The 12,747-nt window shown below is 58.5% G+C and carries 14 protein-coding genes; 6 read left to right on the forward strand and 8 right to left on the reverse strand.

The features are described from left to right. Nucleotides 1-161: 161 nt before the first annotated feature. The 3 genes from IC235_RS12900 to murQ all read left to right on the forward strand — a co-directional run bounded on the left by IC235_RS12900 (nt 162) and on the right by murQ (nt 2,488). Nucleotides 162-1,319 (forward strand): formimidoylglutamase, encoded by a 1,158-nt coding sequence (locus IC235_RS12900; protein ID WP_191005594.1) that lies wholly within the window; start codon nt 162-164, stop codon nt 1,317-1,319. Nucleotides 1,320-1,355: 36 nt separating this feature from the next. Next, nucleotides 1,356-1,610, forward strand: a complete 255-nt coding sequence (locus IC235_RS12905; RefSeq protein WP_191005595.1) for a cytochrome b5 domain-containing protein — start codon at nt 1,356-1,358, stop codon at nt 1,608-1,610. A gap of 74 nt (nt 1,611-1,684) precedes the next feature. Continuing rightward, nucleotides 1,685-2,488, forward strand: coding sequence for an N-acetylmuramic acid 6-phosphate etherase (murQ, locus tag IC235_RS12910; protein ID WP_191005596.1), 804 nt, complete (start codon nt 1,685-1,687; stop codon nt 2,486-2,488). A 46-nt stretch (nt 2,489-2,534) separates the two neighbouring features. Here the strand turns inward: murQ and IC235_RS12915 are convergent, their stop codons facing one another. After that, the gene (locus IC235_RS12915; protein ID WP_191005597.1) at nt 2,535-3,053 is read right to left on the reverse strand and encodes a GNAT family N-acetyltransferase; all 519 of its coding nucleotides are present in this window, start codon (nt 3,051-3,053) and stop codon (nt 2,535-2,537) included. A gap of 183 nt (nt 3,054-3,236) precedes the next feature. Between IC235_RS12915 and IC235_RS12920 the strand changes: the two genes are divergently transcribed. Beyond that, nucleotides 3,237-4,115 carry a LysR family transcriptional regulator gene (locus IC235_RS12920; protein WP_191005598.1) on the forward strand — a complete coding sequence of 293 codons (879 nt, stop codon included), beginning with the start codon at nt 3,237-3,239 and terminating at the stop codon, nt 4,113-4,115. Nucleotides 4,116-4,194: 79 nt separating this feature from the next. Beyond that, complete coding sequence (locus tag IC235_RS12925; RefSeq protein WP_191005599.1) at nt 4,195-4,764, forward strand: hypothetical protein; 570 nt, start codon at nt 4,195-4,197, stop codon at nt 4,762-4,764. Between the two features lie 82 nt (nt 4,765-4,846). Here IC235_RS12925 and IC235_RS12930 read toward each other — a convergent pair whose 3' ends face one another. From IC235_RS12930 to era, 3 genes are all read right to left on the reverse strand, one after another. Next, entirely contained in the window at nt 4,847-5,098 is a 252-nt protein-coding gene (locus IC235_RS12930; RefSeq protein WP_191005600.1) for a hypothetical protein, read from the reverse strand. A 175-nt stretch (nt 5,099-5,273) separates the two neighbouring features. Further along, nucleotides 5,274-6,602: a ribosome biogenesis GTPase Der gene (gene der, locus IC235_RS12935; RefSeq protein WP_191005601.1), complete on the reverse strand. Its 1,329-nt coding sequence runs from the start codon at nt 6,600-6,602 to the stop codon at nt 5,274-5,276. A gap of 137 nt (nt 6,603-6,739) precedes the next feature. Beyond that, nucleotides 6,740-7,636 carry a GTPase Era gene (gene era, locus IC235_RS12940; protein ID WP_191005602.1) on the reverse strand — a complete coding sequence of 299 codons (897 nt, stop codon included), beginning with the start codon at nt 7,634-7,636 and terminating at the stop codon, nt 6,740-6,742. Nucleotides 7,637-8,035: 399 nt separating this feature from the next. On the opposite strand from era, the gene hemH reads away from it, so the two are divergent. Then, nucleotides 8,036-9,079 carry a ferrochelatase gene (hemH, locus tag IC235_RS12945; RefSeq protein ID WP_191005603.1) on the forward strand — a complete coding sequence of 348 codons (1,044 nt, stop codon included), beginning with the start codon at nt 8,036-8,038 and terminating at the stop codon, nt 9,077-9,079. A 33-nt stretch (nt 9,080-9,112) separates the two neighbouring features. On the opposite strand, the gene IC235_RS12950 is transcribed toward hemH, so the two are convergent. From IC235_RS12950 to IC235_RS12965, 4 genes are all read right to left on the reverse strand, one after another. Then, a complete protein-coding gene (locus tag IC235_RS12950; RefSeq protein ID WP_191005604.1) occupies nt 9,113-9,562 on the reverse strand; it encodes a PRC-barrel domain-containing protein in 450 nt (149 codons plus the stop codon). Nucleotides 9,563-9,650: 88 nt separating this feature from the next. After that, nucleotides 9,651-10,322 (reverse strand): hypothetical protein, encoded by a 672-nt coding sequence (locus IC235_RS12955; RefSeq protein WP_191005605.1) that lies wholly within the window; start codon nt 10,320-10,322, stop codon nt 9,651-9,653. Between the two features lie 247 nt (nt 10,323-10,569). Beyond that, nucleotides 10,570-11,118, reverse strand: coding sequence for a ferritin-like domain-containing protein (locus IC235_RS12960; protein ID WP_191005606.1), 549 nt, complete (start codon nt 11,116-11,118; stop codon nt 10,570-10,572). Nucleotides 11,119-11,540: 422 nt separating this feature from the next. Next, nucleotides 11,541-12,683 (reverse strand): cysteine desulfurase family protein, encoded by a 1,143-nt coding sequence (locus tag IC235_RS12965; RefSeq protein WP_191005607.1) that lies wholly within the window; start codon nt 12,681-12,683, stop codon nt 11,541-11,543. Between the last annotated feature and the right edge of the window lie 64 nt (nt 12,684-12,747).

Genomic DNA, 12,747 nt, shown 5'->3' on the forward strand with positions numbered 1-12,747 from the left:
AATTCACCTTAAATAAAGGTTTTTTTTCTGGGCTGGGCCGCACGCGAGTAAGCCCAACCGCAAGGTCTTATCATCGGCAAAAACTAAATCAGCAGTTAAAACCCTCAGAAAGGGCAAAAATGCGGACTTTTGCTGCGTAATTTTGGCCCTTTCCGCCACCAATGAACCTGGCCCTGTTTTTTGATCCTCTGCCGGAAACGCTGACCGATGTCGGGCCCGCGCCCAGCACGCTCGCCGCTTACGCTACTCGCTTCACCGAAATATTTCCGGACTGGCGCACCGCCGACCTTGCGCTCATTGGGCTGGACGAGTGGCGGGGCAGCGCCGCCGGCCCGCCAGCGGCGGGGTGGCACGGCGCCAACGAAGTGCGCCAGCGCTTCTACCAATTGCAAAAAGGCACCGGCACCTTGCGACTGGTCGACTTGGGTAACCTGCGGCCGGGCTTAACCTTGGAGGATACCTACCAGCGCCTGCGGGAAATCATCGGGGCTTTGCTGGAAGAAAACACCGTGCCCGTGCTGCTGGGTGGCAGCCACGACCTCGACTATGGCCAGTTTCTGGCTTACGAGTCGCAGGAGCGCCCCATCAACTTTGCCGTAGTAGACTCCCGCCCCGACATGGCCGAGCCCGGCCCCGGCACCCCCGCCGAAGAAAGCCACCTGCGCCGCCTACTGGTGCACGAGCCGAACTTCGTCTTCAGCCTGGCCCACCTGGCCCACCAGCAATATCTCGTGCCGCCGGAGATACTGGTCGCCCTCGAAAAGATGCATTTCGAAACCATGAGCGTGGGCGAGGTGCGCGCCGACCGGCGTCAGGCCGAGCCGCTGCTGCGGCAAGCCGACTTTGTGAGCATCGACATTGCCGCCCTGCGCTGGCAGGATGCGCCGGGCTACTCCCCCGCCAACCCCTTCGGCCTGGGCAACGAAGAAGCCACCCAGCTTTGCTGGTACGCCGGCCACAACGAACAGCTTAGCTCGTTTGGGCTCTACGGCTACCGCGCCGACCAGGACCCTAACGGCCTGGCGGCCGCTACCCTGGCCACGATGCTTTGGTATTTTGTGGAAGGGTTTTACCACCGCCGGCCCGAAACGGGGTTTGGCACGTTTCGCTTCCTTACTTACACGGTGGTGCTGCCGGGTAACCCCGACAAGCTGGTATTTTATAAGTCGCGCCGCGCCGACAAATGGTGGATGGAAGTGGAACGCCTGGGCGACAATGCCGTGAAACGGGTGATTCCCTGCACCTACGAAGACTACCTGAATGCCTCGCAGGGCGATTTGCCCCAGCGCTGGATTCGTTTACAGGCCCTGCTGAGCTAGCGGCTAGTTGTTAGGGTGTTCATCCGGCTAAAAGAAATGACAGAACCTTCCCGCGAGCAACTGACCACGTATACCAAAAACCAACTGGCGCTGCGCAATGGCCAGGACCGTCCCGAAATCTGGGTGGCATACCAGGGCACTATTTACGATGTGAGCCGCTCGCGCTTGTGGCGGCGTGGCAATCACTACGAGCACTGGGCCGGCCAGGACCTGACGGCGGAGCTGGATCAGGATGCCCCGCACACGGCCAACGTGTTCGATAATTTCCCGGTGATTGGCCAGTTGGGGTAATGTATGCTTTAGCTGGTTCGCTAATAGCTTTGTCTCATTCTTTATCGAACAAGCCCCGGCCCGCCTTACAACCCATGACCACTGAATCTCCCTCCGAGTACCAGGACCTCGAAACCCTTCCCACCGCCGAATTATTGGCGGGCATGAACCAACTCGACCACACGGTGCCCCAAACGGTGGCGAAGGCCCTGCCGCAAATTGAGCGGCTTGTCGAAGTGATTGTAGCGCGCCTGCGGGGCGGTGGGCGACTTTTCTACATCGGGGCGGGCACCAGTGGGCGGCTGGGGGTAGTTGATGCCTCGGAATGTCCGCCCACCTTCGGTGTACCAGCCGAAATGGTGGTGGGCATCATGGCCGGCGGCGATTCGGCCATTCGGGTAGCGGTGGAAGGAGCCGAGGATGATGCCGAACAAGCCTGGAAAGATTTACAGGCCTACGAAATAAACGCGCAGGATGTGCTGGTGGGCATTGCCGCTTCGGGCCGCACGCCCTACGTAGTTGGCGGACTCCGGCAGGCCCGGGCCGCGGGCGTGGCCACCGGCTGCGTGGTATGCAACGCGGGCTCGGCGGTGGCGGCCGCCGCCGAGTTTCCGATAGAAGTGGTGACCGGGCCCGAGTTTCTAACCGGCAGCACCCGCCTCAAGGCCGGCTCGGCGCAGAAGATGGTGCTCAACATGCTGACTACGGCCACGTTTATCCGCCTGGGCTACGTGCGGGGTAATAAGATGGTAGACATGAAGCTTTCCAACGTAAAGTTGGTGGAGCGCGGCGAACGGATGCTGATGGACGAGCTCGGCATAGAAGAATCCGAAGCCGCGCAGCTGCTGCAGCAGTACGGTAGCGTCCGGGCGGCCTTGGGCAGCCGTGGCGCCAGCTGAAGTAAAAGGCCAGCAATCCCTTTGCGCAGATGGCACTTAGCCCAGTTTATTTCAGTCGCTTCTCGTAGCAGAAAAAGCGTAGGCCCGGCCGGATAGCTAGATTAATTTCACCCGCGAACCGGTAGCCCAGCTTCGGAAAGAGCTGCTGGGTAGCCAGGTTCTCCGAATTGGTATCAACCCGTAACGATTTAAGTCCCTGTTCAGCAGCCAGTATTTCGGCCTGCTTGAGCAGAGCCGTGGCCAGTCCGTGACCCTGGGTAGCGGGGTCTACCGCGAGTCGGTGCGTGACGAGTGCTGGCTCAGTAGGGTCCCAGTTGGCCTGGGCGTACTCGGGGTCCTGGTCGTTGTGCGTGAGCGCGGCCACTGCGGCTACGGCCCCGGCCAACTCTGCTACCCAGAGGTGCTGCCGGGCAATATCCTGGCGAAACACCTGCTCATTCGGGTAATCTGGCGCCCACTGATAGTTGCCACTGGCTCGCATCAGCGGCACTGCCCGGCCGATGAGCGCGAGGATGGCCGGCAGGTCGGCAGTGGTAGCATGGCGAATGATGGGGAATGAAGACATGGCTTGTTCGGTGAAGATGATACTAAATAATTGCCACTATTGCAACGCCGCCCGCGCGATCAGAGCCACAGCCTATTGGCATAGATTAACGCATGCTCGCTATCTGGAGCACAGGCAAAAGTACCGGGCTAATTGATGCTGGTAAATGCTACTTTCGCAGCAATCAACTCGCTTTTTGCATCAATGCACTTACATCAACTCCGTTACTTCCTGCGACTGGCCGATAAGCTGCACTTCTGGCAAACAGCTGAAGACCTTAGCATCACCCAGTCAGCGTTGAGCCGCCACATCAAAAGCTTGGAAAACGAGTTAGGATTCCAGCTTTTTGAGCGCAACCAGCGCAATGTTCGCCTCACAGCCGCCGGCCAACTGCTGCGGACTGAGTGGCAGCGGCTGCTGGACGAGCTGGAAGCCGTCCACCGCCATGCCCGACAGCTGAGTACTGGCGAAATCGGTAGCCTGCGCATTGGTCACAGCGGCTCGGCCGCGTATGCATGGCTACCCCGCCTGCTGGCAAGCTTCGCTACCCGGCACCCGCTCGTGCAAACCGAGCTGATTGAAACGATGGCTTTCGACCCGGAGCAACGACTGCTAACCTATCAGGTAGATGTGGGGTTTTGGCGGGCGCCAGCGCGTAATGCGGCACTCTGCTCAACCGCCGTTTTTTCGGAGCCTTTGGCCTTGGTACTGCCCGACTCCCATCCGATACGAGCCGAAACATTTGGCTCCCTGGCCGATGTGCGCGACGAACCTTTCGTGCTACCCTCCCTGACCACCGATGTGCCCTACATCCAGGAATTACGCCACCTTTTTGAGCAGTACGGCTACCAGCCACGCCTTACCATCACGTCCGATTTTGGGGCTACTATTCTCAATTTAGTGGCCGCGGGCCTGGGCCTTTCGGTACTGCCCATGTCCTACGCCAGCAGCCCGCTGCGAGGCCTACGGTTTATTGAGCTGCCCCACGCTTCGCCGGTATTTATGGTGTGGCGCCGCAACGATACGTCGGCAGTGCTCCAGCGGCTATTGGCCGAAGCAAATCAATTGAATACGATTTCGTAACCAATAAATTCTACCCCGCCTTGAACGAAATGGGCGTAGGCGCGTTTTCAGAATCGCCTATTTCCGTTGCTTCCCCATTATGCATACCATCGAGCCCCACTATAACTGGATCGACCAGTATTCAGCTTCCGAAGACCCTCGGTCGCCGCTGTTCGAGGCCGAGAACAGCCTCGAAGCCTACACCAATACTATTTACGGCTACTACATCCACCCGCAGTGGGACAGCCTGGGCTCAGATACCCTGTTTTTTAAAATCCTGTTCGCGGATTACGAAGATGGGATTGCCGTACTCGAGTTTATCGGCGAGTGGAACGATGCCATCGAGAACGACATCATGGAGCTCAAGCGCAACATCGTGGACGTCCTGCTGCACGAGGGCATTCGGAAGTTCATTTTAGTGGGCGAAAACGTGTTCAACTTCCACGGGTCCGACGATTCTTATTATGAGGAATGGTACGAGGATGTGGAGGAGGGCTGGATTGCCGGCCTGAACTTTCAGGAGCACGTGCAGCGCGAAATGCACCAGTACAACGTCGACAACTACGTCAACTTTGGTGGCCAGCTTGACGACCTGCCGTGGCGGACGTACGAGCCCCGGCGCCTGTTCGAAGTGGTAGACGGCTTACTGACCCGCCGGCTGGGTGCTTAGCCAGTAAACCATAGTTATCCATCATAACAAAAAAAGGCCCCACCAGCAATGGTGGGGCCTTTTTTAGGCGTTAGGCTGTGAATTACTTCTTAGCGTCAGCAGCGGGAGCTTCGGTGGCGGGGGCCATCTTGTCGGCGCTCTCTTCCATCTTGTCGGCCTTAGCATCGGCCGAGTTGCGGACAGAGTCAGCCTTCTCTTCCATGGCGTCAGCTTTCATTTCGCCGGTGGCTTCTACGTTTTCGGCAGCTTTCTCGGTAGCTTCTTCTTTTTTGCTTTCGCAAGCGGTGAACGAGAAGGAAGCAGCAGCCAGGGCGAGGAACAATACTTTTTTCATCTGGGAGTTTTGGTTAGGGGTACGGAAATAATCAGGTTAATTTTCAAGCCTTTGCCTGGGGCAATGCCTCAAGTTTGGGGCTTTATACCCGAGGTTTTAAAAGGTAACCCACCAATTCGCAGATTAATAAATAATTTCGGCCGCCCGCCACTTTCCGCGTCCATCCACCAAACGGTTACTTCTTGCGGAAGATAATGCCAATGGGTACCCCTTTAAAGTCGAAATGCTGCCGCATCCGGTTTTCGAGGTAACGGGTGTAGTTCTCCTTCACGTACTGCGGCAGGTTGCAGAAGAAGGCAAACACGGGGTTGTGGGTGGGCAGTTGGGTAACGTACTTGATGCGCACCATTTTGCCTTTTACCGCGGGCGGGCCGTAGCTTTCAATCTCCTTCAGCATTACATCGTTCAGCTGCGAGGTCGGAATTTTCCGGCGCTTGTTGGCATACACCTCGATGGCCGTTTCGATGGCTTTGTGTACGCGCTGCTTGTTCAGTACCGAAATAAAAATTATGGGTGGGTAGGCGATGGGCGCAATCTTTTCCATGATTTTCGCCTCGAACTCCTTGGCGGTGTTGGTCTGCTTGTCCTCCACTAAATCCCACTTGTTCACCAGGATGACGATGCCCTTGCGGTTTTTGTCGGCCAAGGTGATGATGTTCACGTCCTGGGCCTCAATGCCGCGGCTGGCGTCGAGCATCACGATGCACACGTCGCACTCCTCCAGGGACCGCAGGCTGCGCATGTTGGCGTAGAACTCAATATCCTCGGTTACCTTGGCCTTGCGGCGCAGGCCGGCGGTGTCGACCAGGATGAACTCCTTGCCGAACGCGTTGTAGCGCGCCGAGATGGAATCGCGCGTGGTACCGGCAATGTCGGTCACAATGCTCCGCTCCTCGCCCAGCAGCAGGTTCACGAGGCTGGACTTGCCCACGTTGGGGCGCCCCACCACAGCAATGCGCGGAATCTCCGACTCCGGCTCCTCAACGCCGGGCTCGTCGAAGTGGCTCACCACGGCATCGAGCAACTCGCCGGTGCCGTGGCCATTCTGACTGCTGATGGCGAATATCTCGCCGTCGCCCAGGCCCAGCGAGTAGAATTCGCCGGCACCGTGGGCACGTAAGTTGGTATCGGCCTTGTTGGCTACCAGATAGATGGGCTTTTTACCCAGGTAGCGGCGCAGCACGGCCGCAAACTCCTCGTCGAGGCCGTGCACGCCGGCTTCGGCGTCGACCATGAACAGGACAACGTCGGCCTCCTCGATGGCCAGCTTTACCTGCTTGTTGATTTCGCCCTCGAAAATATCTTCCGAATTGTGCACGTAGCCTCCCGTGTCGATGACGGTGAAGTTCTTGCCAATCCAGTCGCCGTAGCCGTAGTGGCGGTCGCGGGTAACGCCGCTCTCGTTGTCCATGATGGCCTTCCGCTGGCCCACGAGGCGGTTGAAAAGGGTGGATTTACCCACATTGGGCCGCCCCACGATGGCGATGGTGTTTTGCTTTGACATAGTATGAGGCCCCAGCCGCCGACCCGACCTCGATTCGGCAGTGCCCGGGGGTGTTCGTGTAAAATGGTCGGATTTTTTTGATTGAGAGAGACTATCGTGCTCATCCGGCAGCCGCGCCGCTGAGGCATGGGAGTCTTTTACTGGTAACCGAAGCGGCTTAGCGCTTTCGGGTCGGTGCGCCAGTTTTCGTTCACCTTCACGTGCAGCTCCAGGAACACTTTTTTGAGGAAGAATTTCTCCATTTCCTCGCGCGCCCAGGTGCCGACTTTCTTCAACGCCTCGCCGCCCTGGCCGATGATGATGCCCTTCTGGCTGCTGCGCTCCACGTAGATAATGCCGCGGATCCGGATAATGGTTTCCTCTTCCTTGAATTCTTCGACAACGACTTCGCAGCTGTAAGGAATCTCCTTCTTGTAGAGCTTGAAGATTTTTTCGCGCACCATCTCCGCGGCGAAGAACCGCTCAGGCTTGTCCGTCAGCTCGTCTTTTGGGTAGTATTCGGGGTGGATGGGCAGGCGTTCGAGCACCATTTCGAGTACCCGCTCGGTACCGAAAGCGTTGAGAGCCGAGATGGGCAACACCTCGGTGGCGTTGGGCAGTTGCTCTTTCCAATAGGCTAGCTTGGCCTCCACTTCCGCCTGATCGGCCTGGTCGATTTTATTAACCAGGAGAATAATGGGCGTATCCACCATCTTCCGCAGCCGCTCGACTACGGGCTCTTCGTCGTGCTTCTCGTAGATATCCGTGACAAACAAAATGACGTCGGCATCTTCCAGTGAGGAGTACACGAACGACATCATGGCGTTGTGCAACTCATACTTGGGCTGAATGATGCCCGGCGTATCGGAATAAATCAGCTGAAAATCCTCACCATTGAGAATGCCCAGGATGCGGTGGCGAGTGGTTTGGGCCTTGCTGGTGACGATGCTGAGCCGCTCGCCCACCAGCGCGTTCATCAGCGTAGACTTGCCCACGTTGGGCTTGCCAATGATGCTCACGAAGCCGGCACGGTGGGGTTTAGTTTCGGGGTGCACGATGGATGGGTTTGATAATCAGGGCCGCAAAGGTACGGCTTTTGCCCGGCAAAAGCTAGCCCTGCTGTAAACTGGCTCGGTGCGCGGCGGCGCGGGAATACTCCCGCTTTCGCTCATAGGGTATGTTCTGCTCACGGAAATCAACCCCGCAGAGCCAGCCGAAAAACGACTGCACCCGGCACAATGTTGGGACCAGTGCTGACAACAGCAGGCCACGAGTAGCTCCTGCCCGCCAAACCAAGCGGGGATGCACCGGTTTGGTAAGCTCCCGTCTTTTACTACATGACCGCGCCTTCGGAGCATGGGAGCATGCAAACCCACCCCAGCCGGCTGGGTGCGGCCCGGATGCTTCTCGTGCTTGCTTTCTAATTTGATTTGTTGCTTCGGACCTTTGCTCCAATGAATTCTCCCACTCCCGCCACTTCTGCCCGCCGCATCGGCGTGCTCCTGGTCAACCTTGGTACGCCGGATTCCCCCCAGACCGGCGATGTGCGCCGCTACCTCAACGAGTTTCTTACCGATGTCCGGGTAATTGACAACCTGCCCGCCGTAGTGCATTACCCGCTATTTCAGGGCATCGTAGTGCCGTTGCGGGCGCCGAAATCGGCCAAAATCTACCAGCAACTCTGGACTGAGCGGGGGTCGCCCCTGCTCTTCCACGGGCTCGACTTACAGCAGAAGGTGCAAGCCGCGCTGGGCCCGGAGTACGTGGTGGCGTTCGGGATGCGCTACCAGAACCCGAGCATCGCCAAGGCCCTGGAGGAGCTGCGCGAAGCCGCCGTAGACCGGATTATTGTGCTGCCCCTGTTTCCGCAGTACGCGGCGGCCAGCACCGGCTCGGTACAGGAGAAAGTGATGCAGATTGTGAGCAAGTGGTGGATAGTACCCAGCATCAGCTTCATCAGCGCCTTCTCCGACGACCCCGGCTTTATTGCTACCATCGTGGCGCTGGGCCAGCGGGAAATGGCCCGGCACCAGTACGACCACGTCGTATTCAGCTACCACGGTATTCCGGAGCGACACATCACGAAGGGCAGCTACCACAATTATTGCCAGTTTGGGAGCTGCTGCGACACGCTGAACGAGAAAAATCGCTACTGCTACCGGGCCCAGTGCTTCGACACCTCGCGCCGCGTGGCCGCCGGCCTGGGCCTCTCGCCCGACCAATACACCGTTTCCTTCCAAAGCCGCCTCGGCCGCGACCCGTGGCTAAAGCCTTATACTGACATCCTGCTGAAGGACTTTCCCGCCAAGGGCATTAAAAACGTGCTGGCGTTCAGCCCGGCCTTCGTCGCCGACTGCCTTGAAACTACCATTGAGGTCGGAGAGGAATTCAAGGAGATGTTTGAAGAAGCGGGCGGCGAGCACTGGCAGTTGGTGCCCTCGCTCAACTCGGAGCCGCAGTGGGTCGAGGCCGTGGCCGCTATGATCCGGCGTAACTAATTTACCCGGCAGGCCGGAGGCTCACGAGCGGCCTCAAAGGCCCCGACGGCGACGATAAAAGGCGCTTGCGTCGTGAGCTGAGCTACCGTAAAAGTCGCCGTCGGGCACGGGTTCCAGGCCCAGCGCCCGCATCATGGCCGTTTCGTACTCCCGGGTAATGTGGATTTCCCGGTAAGGCGGGTAGTTCAGCACCGACTCGGCACTGAGGGCGGGAACGAACACATTGTCGCCCTCGGTGTCGAGCGAGGCCACCCCGATGGGCAGCAAGATGTGGTTCTCGTGTTCATTGATGTGAAAAAGACTGTCCAGTTCCACATCGAGGTAGCGTACTTTCAGCGCAGCGGGCTCAACGATCAGCTCATGCACCACGCCCAGCGCGCGTCCATCGCCGCCGCGCACCACCCAACCACGCACGTCGGGGTTGTCGTCGGCCACTTCAAAGTCGGTCAGGTCGCGCAGACGGCGCAGGATGGGGGGTTCCATGATAGTATGATAGTTGTCGGTTGCAAGTTGTTAGTTGGTTGGCTGTCCACTCTTGTTTGCTAGAACAACGGATAACCAAATACTAGATTTATTGAGCCGGCTCGCTCAGCACGCGTACGGCCGCGGCCGCCTGCGTCAGAAACTGCTTGTTTTGCTGCTGGTCGGCGGCGGTGGCGCTGCGGCCCGATAACTGGCCGGTCAAGCGCACCAGGTCGTTGGCAGCCCCTTCCAGCCCAGGGTAAGCCTTCTGCTGCATGGCCCGGATAAGTCCGGCCGCCGCCACAAAGCCCGGCCGCAGGCTAGCATTGGGCTCACCTAGCCGGTTGGTCGCGCTGGTCAGGTTATCGCGCTGCTCCGTGATAGCCGGGTCGCGCAAGTCGTCGCGGTCGGCTAGGGCCACCAAAATACCGGTTAGCTTTTGCAGGCCATTCGCCGCATAATTCGGAGCCGCCGGATTAGTTGCCGCCTGGGCCGCCAAAGTAGCTGGGCTATAATCCTCGGTTTCTGGGGTGAGTGCCAGTGAGTCAGCTACTCCGTCGGCCGGGGGCGGCGTGGCGCGGGCCTCGTAGGCGGGGCTGCCGGGGGTCAGGGTATCGGCGGGAGCCGCGGTCATCCCAGCGGGAGTGGGCCCGGCGGGCTCATCGGCGGGGTCGGGCCGGAGAAAAAAATACGCAGCTCCTACTAAAACAACGGCAGCCAAAGCCACTAGAATCCAGGGGCTGGGCGATGATTTTTTACGTTGAATATTAATGTCAGCCATAAAGCAAGGTGATTGGTGCTGCGAATTACGAAGCAGGGCCGAAAAAAGCCAACCTGAGCATCGGTTCGACGGGCGCGGCAAAGGTGGTGTATGGGTCGTACCCTGCAATTGGCCTCGCAGGTGCTGATAGAAACCTCGTCGGCGTGACTTCGGTCAGCACTGAAGGCCTTCGCCATCCTTGTGTTTGCCGCTTACAAATAAAATCCCCACAACATGTTGCTTGATGAGGATTGATAAACGCATCGAGCTAGTGATTAACTGCCAGCTTTTTAAGCTCGCGGTAAGTCGTTTGCGACACAGTGTACTGGTGCTCTACAGCCCGGCGTATGGGGCCGTAGAGGGTGTGGTCGTTAAGCGCCTCCTCATAGGCTTTAAGCGCCCACTCTTCGCCGTAGACGTTCGAGCCAAGAATAGCTTTTTCATCGTGGCCAGTGAGGGCGGTTTTGACATCCATCCAGCCGCGATAGAGCTTGCCCTTTAGCGTGGTGCCGTCCTGGTGGTGAACCCCTTCCTGGCTTAAGTAGGCGTTTAGCTGGTTGGCAAACTGCTGGCTCTGGCTCACCAGACGCCTATAATAGCTGCGAAGCTCCAAATCCTGGCCTTCATCAACGGCCCGCTGGTATCCGGCAATCCGGTCGTTCACGAAATACAGCAGCTCGTGGATGGTGGCCGCCTGCCCCTTGCCGTTGCGGCCTCGGCGCAGCAAGTAGCCCGCGCCCAATACCAACACGGCCCCACCAACTATTTTCTGCGGGGTGCTCAGCTTCTTGTAGCTGGTAGCGGCAGCATCACCCACCTTTCTCAAAGAAGCCGGCAGCTTGCTTACCATCGTCGACCTATTTCCTTGGCTGAGCCAATGCTGAGCTTGGCTGAATAAAGAAGTACGGGTACCTTCTGCGGTGTTGGTAGCAGCGGCTGCCGCATTAGTCAAGGAGGCAGAGTCCGAAGTAACGTTACCCGAGGCGACGGATGAAGATTGAGGTTGGTTCATGATAAAGAAAGGAACGGATGGGGTAGTACTTCAGCCTACGGCCAAACCAACTTCGGCGTTCGGCTGAGCTTACGGGCCTAAGCTCTGCCCCAGTTGCAAAGCCCCTTGCCCCCAGCTCCTATCTTGATTTCCTTTTTATTGGGTAATAGCATTTCGCTTGCCTCGCACCACAAGCCGGCTTGCTTATGGCAAGCGCCAGGAATTGTTGCGAGCCCCCAGACTTCCGCTTACGCCGTCACCGGACGGTACAGCTTGGCCAGTTGCTCCACGGCATAGTCAACCTCCGCTGCCGTGTTCATTTTGCTCATCGAGAAGCGCACCGTCGCCCGGTCCGGGTCGGCGCCAAGGGCTTCCAGCACGTGCGAGCCCGCCTGCGCGCCGCTGGTGCAAGCCGAGCCGCCCGATGCTGCCACCTTGCTAATATCGAGGTTAAATAACAGCATCTCGCTGATGGCCGACGGGGGCAGGCTCACGCTCAATACCGTATATAGGCTCTGGTCGGAGATGGCCGAGCAGCCGTTGAATTGTACCTCATCGATTTCGGCGCGCAGCTTCGCGATAAACCGGTCTTTCAAGCCCTGCACGTGCGCTTGGTGCGTCGCTAAATCCCGGATGGCTATTTCCAGGGCCTTCGCCAGGCCCACAATACCATATACATTTTCGGTACCCGACCGCACGTTGCGCTCCTGCGCCCCCCCGTGGATGAGCGGGCTCACCTGTAAGCCGCTCCGGGTATACAGAAAGCCTACCCCTTTCGGTCCATGAAATTTATGGGCCGAACCCACCAGGAAATGATTTTTTAGCTTCTGCACGTCGTGCCGGTAGTGGCCAATCGTCTGGACCGTATCGGTGTGGAACACGGCCTCGTGCTGGGCACAAAGCTCCCCAATGGCTTCGATGTCGTTGAGGTTGCCAATCTCATTATTGGCGTGCATCAGGCTCACGAAGGTGCGGGGCTGGGCCGCTAGCAGTTCTTCCAAGTGTGCTAAATCAAGCTTTCCCTGAGCATCGTGCCGCAGATAATGCAGCTCGATTTCCCCGGCTTTTTCCAGAGCCTGCAACGGATGGAGCACGGCGTGGTGCTCCAGGGGTGAGGTAATAGCGTGCCGCAGGCCCAGCGTGCGAATGCTGCCGAAGGCGGCGTAATTATCCGCCTCAGTGCCTCCGCTGGTAAAAGAAATCTCAGCCGGCGCGGCGTTCAACAGGTGCGCCACCGTTTTCCGGGCGTTTTCTATGGCGGCCCGCACCTGCCGGCCAGGCCCGTGCAAGCTGCTGGGGTTACCGTAGTGCTGGCTCAGGAAAGGCATCATAGCCTCCAGCACCTCGGGATCCAGGGGAGTGGTGGCAGCGTTGTCGAAGTAGGCGTACATTAGCTGGTTTTGGTGCTTGGTGCTTGGTGCTTGGTGCTTGGTGCTTGGTGCTTGGTGCTTGGGG

It is taken from the genome of Hymenobacter montanus (genome assembly GCF_014699115.1).
GTDB lineage: Bacteria > Bacteroidota > Bacteroidia > Cytophagales > Hymenobacteraceae > Hymenobacter > Hymenobacter montanus.

Excerpts from the sequence above, each read along its gene's own strand:
- IC235_RS12900 (WP_191005594.1), top strand. The coding sequence starts at position 162 with ATGAACCTGGCCCTGTTTTTTGATCCTCTGCCGGAAACGCTGACCGAT.
- IC235_RS12905 (WP_191005595.1), top strand. The coding sequence starts at position 1,356 with ATGACAGAACCTTCCCGCGAGCAACTGACCACGTATACCAAAAACCAA.
- murQ (WP_191005596.1), top strand. The coding sequence starts at position 1,685 with ATGACCACTGAATCTCCCTCCGAGTACCAGGACCTCGAAACCCTTCCC.
- IC235_RS12915 (WP_191005597.1), bottom strand. The coding sequence starts at position 3,053 with ATGTCTTCATTCCCCATCATTCGCCATGCTACCACTGCCGACCTGCCG.
- IC235_RS12920 (WP_191005598.1), top strand. The coding sequence starts at position 3,237 with ATGCACTTACATCAACTCCGTTACTTCCTGCGACTGGCCGATAAGCTG.
- IC235_RS12925 (WP_191005599.1), top strand. The coding sequence starts at position 4,195 with ATGCATACCATCGAGCCCCACTATAACTGGATCGACCAGTATTCAGCT.
- IC235_RS12930 (WP_191005600.1), bottom strand. The coding sequence starts at position 5,098 with ATGAAAAAAGTATTGTTCCTCGCCCTGGCTGCTGCTTCCTTCTCGTTC.
- der (WP_191005601.1), bottom strand. The coding sequence starts at position 6,602 with ATGTCAAAGCAAAACACCATCGCCATCGTGGGGCGGCCCAATGTGGGT.
- hemH (WP_191005603.1), top strand. The coding sequence starts at position 8,036 with ATGAATTCTCCCACTCCCGCCACTTCTGCCCGCCGCATCGGCGTGCTC.
- IC235_RS12950 (WP_191005604.1), bottom strand. The coding sequence starts at position 9,562 with ATGGAACCCCCCATCCTGCGCCGTCTGCGCGACCTGACCGACTTTGAA.
- IC235_RS12955 (WP_191005605.1), bottom strand. The coding sequence starts at position 10,322 with ATGGCTGACATTAATATTCAACGTAAAAAATCATCGCCCAGCCCCTGG.
- IC235_RS12965 (WP_191005607.1), bottom strand. The coding sequence starts at position 12,683 with ATGTACGCCTACTTCGACAACGCTGCCACCACTCCCCTGGATCCCGAG.